Annotated in this window: 1 pseudogene; it reads left to right on the forward strand. The window is 20.7% G+C overall.

Going from position 1 to position 343, the window contains the following annotated elements:
• Nucleotides 1-97: 97 nt before the first annotated feature.
• Nucleotides 98-343, forward strand: a pseudogene (locus tag H2277_RS09205) (hypothetical protein); the annotation flags it as partial.

Consider the following 343-nt stretch of genomic DNA (forward strand, 5'->3'; position numbering starts at 1 on the left):
AAAAGAAATTAATAATTATTTAAATGTTGCGGATGAGTTGCTTGTCTTTATGAGTAAAATTGAAAAATTACCATCTAAGTATAATTTAGGTAAAATAATGTTTGAAATTAATTTTATGACTTATAATATCTTGTTTTTTGGTTTTACTTTAGATACAAATCTTATGTGTTCTATACCTCAAAAAGAACAGTTATTAAAAAATATGATTAATTCTTATAAAAAAATAAATTTATTTCATGATGCGGATTTAAAATTTCAAGATCAAGAATTATACGAAGCAATATATGTAACAAAAAAACTTAATTATTTCATAAATTTTGCTAAAGGAAGATTAAATGCATGC

The sequence above is a fragment of the Campylobacter sp. W0014 genome (assembly GCF_020135975.1).
In the GTDB taxonomy this organism is placed as follows: Bacteria; Campylobacterota; Campylobacteria; order Campylobacterales; family Campylobacteraceae; genus Campylobacter_D.